Here is a 10,049-nt window from a genome sequence, read left to right on the forward strand (position 1 = left end):
GCGATGAGTGGAGACGATCGACATTCGTGGGAACATGTGACCGAGGTCTGCCTGCTGGCAGGCAAAATCATGATGCAAAACGGCGGCGAGACGTACCGTGTCGAAGATACGATGATGCGAATCGCCGCCGCCTACGGCAAAGAGAATTCGCACAGCTACGTGACGCCGACCGGCATCCTGTTCGCGATTGACGGCGGGGCGCCGGGGACGCGGCTCATTCGAATTAATGAGCGTTCGACTGATCTGCGCAAGGTGACACTCGTCAACGACGTGTCCCGGCGGATCAGCCGCGGCGAGCTGACGCCGCCCGAGGCATGCGCGCTGCTGAAGGACATTGACAGCAAGCCGCCGGTGTACCGTCCGCTGCTGCAGATAGCGGCGGCTACGTTATCCAGCGGCTGCTTCCTGTTGATGTTCCAAGGCACCGCCGCCGACATTGTGCCTTCCGCCATTGCCGGAGGGGCAGGCTTCACGGCGCTCTTGCTGTTCCATCGCTTCGTGCCGGCGAAGCTGTTCGCCGAGCTGACGGCGGCGGTTGTGGTCGGCGCGCTAGCTTGTTTGTTCGTAAGCCTAGGAATAGGGCATGAGCTTGACCGAATCATCATCGGGGCGGTCATGCCGCTCGTTCCCGGCTTGCTTCTGACGAATGCGGTGCGAGACCTTATGGCAGGTCATCTCGTTTCGGGGTTGTCCAAAGGGGCGGAGGCGTTCTTAACGGCGTTCGCGATCGGGACGGGCATTGCGTTCGTGTTGTCGATGTACTTCGGAGCCTGAACGTATTTGATTGGCTGCAGTTGGATGCTGGCGAGCAATGAAGAGGAGGAGGGCTAGGCATGACGATGATGACTTACGCGGAAGAAGCGCTGCCGCTGATTGGACAAGCCGTCGCAAGCTTTATCGCGGCCGCGGCGTTCGGCGTGTTGTTCCAAGTGCCGAAGCAGACGCTGCTGCCATGCGGCGTAACGGGCATGGTTGGCTGGGTCGCTTACGTCCTGCTGGATCGCTGGCTGGATGCCGTCCCGTCGACGCTCATTGCGGCGCTGGTCGTCACGGTCGCGGCGCAGCTGTTCGCCCGCACGTACCGGATCCCGGTCATCGTCTTCAGCGTCGCCGGCATCATACCGCTCGTCCCGGGCGGCGTCGCGTATGACGCGATGCGCAGCGTCGTCGAGAACCGGTACGACGAGTCGCTGCCATTGGCTGCGAAGGCGTTCATGATGTCCGGGGCGATCGCCATCGGCCTCGTCCTCTCGGAGGTTGTGAATCGGCTGCTGCTGCCATCGAAGCCGCATGCAGACCAATCGCAGCCGGAGCAATAAAAACAAGCCCTCAGCACAGCCCTTATAAAGGGCTGATGCTGGGGGCTTTGTTGTAAGTTGTTTTTTTACGAACGCACGAACGCCTCTCGCACATTTTTTGGCTCGTTCGACTCCTTTCCTGCATAGCCGGATATGTCATATCTTCGGCGCACCTCCTGCTTGCCATTTAGGATGACTCGGATGCCAAGGCTTACTTTTCCTGTTTCTATTGTTGGGCTAACGAACCACAGAGGCTCTATTTCGTTCATTAACCAACGAGTGACCTCTAACGAACCATATCGACTCTATTCGATGCCGACAGGTCATTCGCTGCTCTCAATATTGGGAATAGAGATGGAGGGGTTCGTTACCGAAGAAAGTTACCCGGAAATGGCCGTATAGCGCTATCCTGGTTCGTTAGCTGCTGAATGAATAGGAATAGTGCATGGAGGCGGGTCACTCTGCTGTTAAAAAGCTGCAGGCTAAGGTTTTAACTTATACGGATGAAGCGTGTGGCGTGCATGAACGGTTTAGACATTTTGTAGAAAATAGAAGGGGATCACTCTGTTTAGATATAACTAGATATATCTAAATATAACTAGTTTATGCTAAAATCGGCTTTGAGCACATATAGAGATACGTTTGGAGGAGAGAGGCATGTTCAAACCGAAGAAACGTTTTGTAATCGGATTTGCATTGCTGCTTGCTCTCACATTAATCATCACATGGGTGGTTTCATCGCGATTCGCAACAGACCGGCAGGCCGGGGCAGCTATTGGAAAGACGGAGTTAATCATCTCCGCAGCTGCGAGCTTGAAGGATAGTCTCGATGAGATTGAGAAGCTGTATGAGCATGATCATAAAGACATTAATCTGACGTTCAACTATGGATCTTCCGGCACGCTTCAGAAGCAGATTGAGCAGGGAGCCCCGGCGGATGTGTTCTTTTCAGCGGGTCAGAAGCAGATGGATGCGCTTGTGAAAGCGAAGCTGATCAGCGATCACAAGACGCTGCTGAAGAATGAGCTCGTGATGGTTGTGCCGTCGGACGCGGAGCTTACGTTCAATACCGTGAAACAGCTGACGAATAAATCGATCAAGAAAATCGCGATTGGCCAGCCAGAATCAGTGCCGGCCGGACAGTATGCGAAAGAAACATTAACCTCGCTTCAAATGTGGGATACGCTCGAGGATAAATTCGTTTATGCCAAGGACGTCCGTCAGGTGCTGACGTATGTGGAGACGGGCAACGTAGATGCAGGCTTCGTGTACCGAACAGATGCGCTTACGTCCAAACAATTGCGGATTGCCCTCCCTATCGCATCAGATCTGCATACGGCCATTGTGTATCCGGCAGGCGTGGTGAAGGAAACGAAGCACGCCGCTGAAGCGAAGGAATTCTATTCGTACCTGCAGTCGGATAAGGCGGACGCAATCTTCGTGAAGTACGGTTTTAAGCTTGGCTAATGAAATGGACTCAACGTGGTAGACATAGAGGCTAATCAGCACCGAGCTTCGTGATCATGGGCCGGCCTTAGATGGGGGAGGTGGAGTGGCGTGGAATGGTCAACCTTCTTCGAGCCGATCGGGCTCTCGATTCAAATATCGCTAGTTGCCAGCGTAATTATATTCGTCTGTGCGCTGGCGGCGGCTCGGTGGATGGCAAGGGCTCGTTTCTTCGGTCGGAGCATCCTAGAGACGATTCTGCTGCTGCCGCTCGTGCTGCCCCCTACCGTTGTAGGGCTGGTGCTGCTTGTCCTGCTCGGACGCCGCAGCTGGATCGGCCAAGCGTATGAGGCGATCTCGGGCGGCCCGATTCTGTTCACATGGGGGGCCGCCGCGATTGCGGCAGTCGTCGTGGCATTCCCGCTTGCCTATCTCCAGATGAAGACAGGCTTCGAGGGTGTCGACCGGGATTTAGAGGATTCCGCTCGGGCGAACGGCGCGAATGAGTGGCAGGTATTTCGTTATATCACAATGCCGCTCGCGAGCCGCTCGCTGACATCCGCTTACTTGCTCGCTTTTTGCCGCGGACTCGGCGAGTTTGGTGCAACGCTCATGGTTGCGGGCAACCTTCCCGGCCGGACGCAGACGATTCCGACGGCGATCTACGCAGCCTCCGACGGTGGAAGCATGAAGATGGCGTGGGCATGGTCAGGCTCGATGATTCTGATGTCATTCATCATGCTGCTGCTGTCCAACCGGATCTCGAAAGATACATGAACATGAACAAGAGGCCGTTCCCAGAAGCAGATTCGTCTGCCATTGGGAACGGCCTTGGTTATCTTATAAAGGGAATGGTCGTAGATGTACCCGTCATGCTATTGCATTTCGTGCAATGGATTCATCTCAATTAGGTTGCCGGCAGGTGTTCCGTTGTAATTTGAACAATTGAAGAGCCTTCTAGTAGAGCCAATAAGGGAGTTTGGCGGTGAATAGGCTGATTTTTGTTGTATAAAATGCAGCGGCAGTACCCCGATGTAGGATGTTCGCCGGGTGCTGTTGTACGAAGTACAATGGGGTCACTCGTCTTCCGCTGAGCGAAAAATGAGAAGGTCTATTACTGTTTGCGATCAGCCCGAATCGCATCGCATCGCATCGCATCGCATCGCATCATAACGCATCCTGTAACCCGGCTTGTTTCAGCCAGCTACCGCGTATACCGCGCGTGCAGCGAGGCGATCATCTCCTCGAGCTGATCCGCTGGAGGCAGCTTGAGACGCGCGGCGGAGTCGGCTACCGCATCCGGCTGCTGGCACGCACGGATGACTGCCTTCACGCGCTCGGCGAACGTGATCGCCGCATCCGGTCCGATCGTCGTCAGCTCCTCTAGACTCGCGGTGCTCTCCGGTACGACGATCGGATGCGAGGACGCGGCGCTGGGAGCTCCAGCACTGCCATCCGCATTTCCGCCGCCGCCGCTCGCGGTGCTGGTCTCTCCAACGGCATTTCCAGTCGCGGCCGCACCGCTGCCAACGCCGCCGCTCCCCGCTGCAACGTCATAGAACGCGCGGACCAGCGCCGCGCGCTCGCTGCCGGAGCCTTCGGCGACGACGAACGCCTGCACGATGAGCGCCTTCGCTTGGCGGCGCTGCGCGATGCCGCAGAACTTGCGCCCATCGATGCTCAGATCGTAGTCGCCCGGACAGTATGCGCCGGCGATTTCGCCTTTGTCCACTCGGCAGCCGGTGAACGACAAGGCAAGCGAGATGAGCTCGTACATCCGCTCGAAATCATGATTGAACCGCATCCCCGCCGCGTTCCCGATCGGTACGATCAGCGAGACGTTGACCACGCCTGGGTCGAGCGGCACCGCCGCGCCGCCGGAGTTGCGAACGGCGGTATGATAGCGCAGCGCCTCCAGCTGCCGGCGCGCCGTCTCTACATGCGGCAGCCGGTTGTCGCGCTGCCCTAGAATGAAGGCGCTCGGATGGCGCCACAGGTGAATGATCGGCGGGCCGCCTTCGCCAGCCTGCCGGCACAGCAGCTCATCGAGCGCGAACGAGTGGAGGGGATCCGTATCCGGCTCTCCCTCGCTCATGCGGTCCAAGATGAGCATGCCGCTATAATCGTCGGCGAACGCCGATATCGCCGCCCCGCCGACAGCCTCCCTCGATTCCGCAGCCTCATCTATCCATGTATCGCGGTCATTCCGCGTTAGCGGCTGCTGAGCTTCTTTTTGTCCCCATGCATCCATACCGTTTCCGCCATCCCTTCCATCGTCCGTTCCTTCGTTTGCTGCTTCTATAGTAAATCATATTGGGACGTGAAAGAAGCACCTTCGGATCCGCTTTGCCAATGTGTGCGTTTACATTAAAAACCAACCGTTCTTTTCGCCAAAACTACATAAAAAATCCACTCGGAATAACGATGCAATCGGCAAAAGCCTGTGTTACGATAGCGTCTATGACTTAAGATACACCGTTATAGAAGTAGTTCAAAATTCCGCTTCTGATCAGTAGTTCACGAACGAATAGATAGGAGATACAAACACCATGAGTAGCGCTCAAACGGCAGGGAAGGTCAAGGACAGATCGCGGGAAAACAATCTGTTCCTGCTGACTTGGCCGATATTTCTAGAAATTTTCCTCTTCATGTTGATGGGTGTCGCCGATACGTTCATGCTAAGCGCATTGTCGGACCGAGCGGTATCCGGTGTCGGAGCTTCCAACCAATATTTGACCATCGCGTTACTGATTCTGGAGGTCATTGGCAACGGTGCATCGATCGTTGTCGCACAGTACCTCGGAGCGCGTAATTACGATGGAGCGTCGCGCATCTCTGCTGTTTCCATTACGCTCAACCTCTCGGTCGGGCTAGTCATCAGCGGCTTCTTCCTCATCTTCAGCGGCGCGATGATGCGCGGAATGAACCTGCATGGCGAGACGTTAACGTTCGCCACCGATTATCTGGGCATCGTAGGCGGGTTTATCTTCCTTCAGGCGATTGTGAATTCCATTGCTGCAATCGTGCGGGTGCACGGTTTCACGAAGGAGGCGATGTTCGTATCGCTCGGTATGAACGTCGTCCATATTATCGGCAACTACATGCTTATTTTCGGCAAAATGGGCGCTCCTGAGCTCGGTGTTCAAGGTGCTGCCATCTCGTCGGTCATTAGCCGGGGACTGGCGGTTATCGTCTTGTTCTGGCTGCTCTACCGCGTCATGCGGTCGCGCATTCAATTTCGTTATTACTGGAATTTGTCCAAGGAATACATCGGCAAAATTTTGCGGATCGGCATTCCTTCCGCACTCGAGCAAGTCATGTATCACGCTTGCCAGCTGGTGTTTCTGTTCTACGCCACCTACTTGGGGGATCAGGCCTTATCGGCAAGGCAGTATGCGCAAAATATTTCGATGTTCATCTTCCTATTCGCCTTCGCCGTCGGCATCGGAACCTCGATTCTGGTCGGCCGGCTGGTCGGCGCGAACAAGAAGGATCAGGCGTACACGCGCGTATGGTTGAGCGTTCGTTCGGCATCGATCGTGTCGCTCTGCGTCATCGCGCTCGTAATGATTTTCCGTCATCCGCTGATCAGTATGTTCACCACCGATAACGAGATTATTCGGATCGGCGCACATATTCTGCTGTACAGCATCGTGCTGGAGACAGGGCGGACGATCAATATTATATTGGTCAACTCGCTCCGCGCGGCCGGTGATGCGAAGTATCCGCTCTGGATCGGCATGGTGACGATGGTCGGCATCAGCGTGCCGCTCGGCTACCTGTTCGTGTTCAAGCTAGACATGGGTCTGCCGGGCATCTGGCTTGCCATTGCGTCGGACGAATGGCTGCGCGCGATCATCATGTCGTTCCGCTGGAAGTCCCGCCGCTGGGAGAAATATGCGCTTGTGAAGCACAGTCCTGATTCGAAGACTGGCGGTGCAGCGAAAGGCGCATCGGTTGAGGTTACGGTATAAAATGCAAAAAGACTATCCGCTCAGAAATTTGGCGGATAGTCTTTTTTGAGCCATTCAAGTCCACATGATGGCCGCTTACGGATTAACTGCGATGATACCGTATCGCTGCGGCGAATCGGCGGTGGCGCCGAACCAGATTTGTCCGGCACCGGCCATGACGCCCTGCCAATTGACGAACAGCTTGGCGATCGCTTGGTCTTTCATCGTCTGAGCGACCGATGGTGTGATGATCTTGTCGTAATTGGCGACGAACTGCTTCGCATCAGCGATTTGCTCCGAGGTGCCGTCCGCGTAGTTAACGCGAACAGGATACAGTCCATAGCTCGAGACGAGCGTCTGATCGCCGGCGGCAATCGCTTGCTGCACGCTCGTGAACATCTGCTCGAACGCTTTGGGATCATTGATCCCAGCGGTCTCATAAGGGTTGCTCTTATCGACCGCTGCTGGTGTGGCGGCTGGCGAAGCAGTCGACTGCTGCGAGCCTGTTGTTGTATTTGAATCCGACCTGGCGGACGAACTTCCAGAGTCATCGGCGCTGCCGCAGCCTGTAATCAGGCATAAAGCGAGCAGGATCGCCGCTGTAACCGAGCCGTATAAGAAACGGCGGGAAGTCCGAGGACGAGGGATACGCATGAGGAGTCACCCTTTCTTCGATTCCATTTACACTTTCAGACGAGCGCAGGGCGGCAAGGGTTGCATACAAGGCTCTTCTAAGTGTTGGAAACTGAAGTTAGTGTGATCCTTTGGTCACTGTGTTAGTCGTTAGTTTCAGTCGTTCATTCAGGAGCGCGACGAAATCAAAGAGGCCCGCCGCGTCAGCGGGGAGCCCTGTTACAAAGTCAATATTTCAATCGGCCAGATCAAATAGCGTTAAGCCCCCTCCGCAACAGGCTTCACGATGCCATCCTTGAACTGGACTCGAATTTCGAGCTGATGAATGGGACTGCCGTCCTTGGCGCTGTTCTCATAGATAATGAGGATGCCGTAAGGGCTGGTGGGATCCTTGAAGGTGACCTCGAACTCGAATTTGCCCCATTCAGGCGCGCCTTGGTCGGCCATGACATGGCCTTCGGCAAGTACATTGTGTCCATCCTCGAACGAATAGCTGAATGCCGCTTCGAACACACGCGCCTCGCCAGTAACTTTGAACGTTGTTCCGACGACCGCATCATCCGCAGGGGCAAAGATGCGGAACGCTTCATTTTCTGCAACAACGACTGGTTCTTTACTGCCTCCGCTGTTATGATCCACGGGTTTAGTCGGTGGGTTAGCCGGCTCCGTTGGCGACTTCGTCGGCGTTGGAGCTGGCGTGCCGCCGTTGCCGTTGCCAGGATCCGTATCGGTTCCCGTATCCGCGCCATTATCATCGGGACTGGCCGTTAAAGGCTTGTCGGGTGTCGTCACAGGCGGGTTTTCGGTGCTGGGTGCAGCGGTATTGTTGTTAGGATCGGAACAGCTTGCTGCTAATCCGACGGTGAACGCGAGCAAGAGAGCAAGTGCCGTACGAAGCAGCCACCAGGACGACGAATGATATTTTTTGGCCATTGTTCATCTACCTCCAATACAGGGGTCTAGCTTGTTGTTAGCTTTTGCAGCTATACATGAAGGGACGATAGAAGGGTTGTCCTTGTTGCGATTGCGAGTAAAAATGAGCAGCAGCCTGTTTGCAGCGGTCTATTGCATGAAATAGAAGGCCGCATTATGATACGGGTTCTCTTAGCTGATTCGTATTCACGACAAGTTCGTCAACGGCTTAATCATGTGATGGAACAGGCTGTTGTTGATCGTAATGGTTTTGTCCGCTTCATAGCCGATCGAACGGTATAGGCGTTCCGCTCCTTCGTTGCCATACTCGACGTTAAGCGCAATGCGTCCATACCCAAGTGCGGCTCCGGCTTTCTCGGCGGCAGCCAGCAGCGCCTTCGCGATACCTCTTCCTCGGTATTCAGAGAAGACAGCGATCGAATCGATGTAATATTCATCCTCGTCTGCTTCCTTATCGATCGGGGGATTCGGGTTGCCTGTCCGCTTACGCAGACGCGCTGCAATCGGTGCATCAAGCCTGTCCGCCTCGCTCCCGTGGTAGCATAAGATAATGCCCGCTGCGTTTCCCTCAACTTCGGCTACGAGAATCTGCTTGCTGCTGAAGCGGTTCCCTTCTTGAAGGAATAGTTCTGACAATGCTTGCAGAGCATCCTCCTCTGTAGTCTCTCCAGTCAACTGAAAAGCGATGTCGTGAATGGCTTCATAGATGAGTCTTGCGGCCTTGTCTGCGTCTGCAGGTGCGGCAGCGCGAATGTTCAACTTGTCCATGTGTTAGCTCCTCTGTTCGTTATCTAGATGTTGTCCCGTTATGTTCTACAATATGATGATTCTCCCAAGAAGTGACTGTGCGCATAGCGACAAGAGGGATAATCGTATAGATGGTTCTATTATCTAATACCCAACATGGCAGCGATGGGAAGCAGGAAGAGGGGATCGAAGTTTCGTAAAAAGAGAATAGACGCCGGCAGCGATCGCTGTTGGCGTCTATTCTCAACGTGTAAGTTAGGTCAGTCGAATGATCGTCACTGCAGCACCGGCGCTGTTGCTGAGCAGCGTTGCCGCACCAAGCAGTCCGAATAGCTGAAGGGAGACGGTCGATCCTGCCGCAAGCGTCACGATGACGTCGTTATTGTAGGTCGATGCGCTAAGGACAGGGTCTACAGTGGAGGCAAGGTTGGGTGCGCCGTTGATGAGAAGACGTGTTGCGAGCAGCAGCGCCGCGGTGAAATTGGCCTGGTAGGTGATGTAGTACCGGCCGGCTTGTGCGATCGTGAACGTATCGTTGGCGGCATTGATCGTAATGCCTGTTCCGATATTTTGTGCGCTCGGCAGCGGCACGAGGGTACCGGCAATAACGACCGCGATAACGCCTCCAGTCGTATTCGCGGCAAAAGCGGAGAAGGCAGTCACATTGTCGCCTGTTGCCCCGGTGGCGCCAGTCGCGCCAGTCCCCGTGGCGCCCGTAGCGCCGGTTTCACCTGTAACACCAGTCGCTCCCGTGGAACCTGTAGCCCCAGTAGCGCCAGTGGCCCCCGTGGCGCCCGTAACGCCGGTTTCACCCGTAGCGCCAGTCGCTCCCGTGGAACCTGTAGCCCCAGTAGCGCCAGTGGCACCCGTTGCCCCGGCCCCCGTGGCACCAGTCGCGCCGGTTTCACCCGTAGCGCCAGTCGCTCCCGTGGAACCCGTGGCCCCAGTAGCCCCAGTAGCGCCGGTTTCACCTGTAGCACCAGTCGCTCCCGTGGAACCCGTGGCCCCAGTAGCCCCAGTAGCGCCCGTGGCCCCAGCC

Annotated in this window: 10 protein-coding genes; 5 read left to right on the forward strand and 5 right to left on the reverse strand. The window is 55.7% G+C overall.

Annotated features, from left to right (window positions below; genetic code table 11):
• Positions 1-3 precede the first annotated feature (3 nt).
• The 4 genes from SBI19_RS16770 (at position 4) to modB (ending at position 3,521) form a co-directional block, all read left to right on the forward strand.
• The gene (locus SBI19_RS16770) at positions 4-774 is read left to right on the forward strand and encodes a threonine/serine exporter family protein (RefSeq protein WP_317970192.1); all 771 of its coding nucleotides are present in this window, start codon (positions 4-6) and stop codon (positions 772-774) included.
• 59 nt (positions 775-833) lie between these two features.
• Complete coding sequence (locus SBI19_RS16775; RefSeq protein ID WP_317970194.1) at positions 834-1,319, forward strand: threonine/serine exporter family protein; 486 nt, start codon at positions 834-836, stop codon at positions 1,317-1,319.
• Positions 1,320-1,955: 636 nt separating this feature from the next.
• Positions 1,956-2,765: a molybdate ABC transporter substrate-binding protein gene (modA, locus tag SBI19_RS16780; protein ID WP_317970196.1), complete on the forward strand. Its 810-nt coding sequence runs from the start codon at positions 1,956-1,958 to the stop codon at positions 2,763-2,765.
• Between the two features lie 90 nt (positions 2,766-2,855).
• Positions 2,856-3,521: a molybdate ABC transporter permease subunit gene (modB, locus tag SBI19_RS16785; protein ID WP_317970198.1), complete on the forward strand. Its 666-nt coding sequence runs from the start codon at positions 2,856-2,858 to the stop codon at positions 3,519-3,521.
• Between the two features lie 427 nt (positions 3,522-3,948).
• Here the strand turns inward: modB and SBI19_RS16790 are convergent, their stop codons facing one another.
• Positions 3,949-4,857 (reverse strand): lipoate--protein ligase family protein, encoded by a 909-nt coding sequence (locus tag SBI19_RS16790; protein WP_317970214.1) that lies wholly within the window; start codon positions 4,855-4,857, stop codon positions 3,949-3,951.
• Between the two features lie 436 nt (positions 4,858-5,293).
• On the opposite strand from SBI19_RS16790, the gene SBI19_RS16795 reads away from it, so the two are divergent.
• Positions 5,294-6,718: an MATE family efflux transporter gene (locus tag SBI19_RS16795; protein WP_317970200.1), complete on the forward strand. Its 1,425-nt coding sequence runs from the start codon at positions 5,294-5,296 to the stop codon at positions 6,716-6,718.
• A gap of 75 nt (positions 6,719-6,793) precedes the next feature.
• On the opposite strand, the gene SBI19_RS16800 is transcribed toward SBI19_RS16795, so the two are convergent.
• The 4 genes from SBI19_RS16800 to SBI19_RS16815 form a co-directional block, all read right to left on the reverse strand.
• The gene (locus SBI19_RS16800) at positions 6,794-7,351 is read right to left on the reverse strand and encodes a hypothetical protein (RefSeq protein WP_317970202.1); all 558 of its coding nucleotides are present in this window, start codon (positions 7,349-7,351) and stop codon (positions 6,794-6,796) included.
• 237 nt (positions 7,352-7,588) lie between these two features.
• Positions 7,589-8,263: a Gmad2 immunoglobulin-like domain-containing protein gene (locus SBI19_RS16805; protein WP_317970204.1), complete on the reverse strand. Its 675-nt coding sequence runs from the start codon at positions 8,261-8,263 to the stop codon at positions 7,589-7,591.
• Positions 8,264-8,449: 186 nt separating this feature from the next.
• Positions 8,450-9,031 (reverse strand): GNAT family N-acetyltransferase, encoded by a 582-nt coding sequence (locus SBI19_RS16810; RefSeq protein ID WP_317970206.1) that lies wholly within the window; start codon positions 9,029-9,031, stop codon positions 8,450-8,452.
• Between the two features lie 234 nt (positions 9,032-9,265).
• The coding region (locus tag SBI19_RS16815; protein ID WP_317970208.1) for a BclA C-terminal domain-containing protein at positions 9,266-10,049 on the reverse strand (784 nt) is incomplete at its 5' end.

This window comes from Paenibacillus sp. CCS19 (assembly GCF_033239625.1).
Taxonomy (GTDB): Bacteria; Bacillota; Bacilli; order Paenibacillales; family Paenibacillaceae; genus Paenibacillus_T.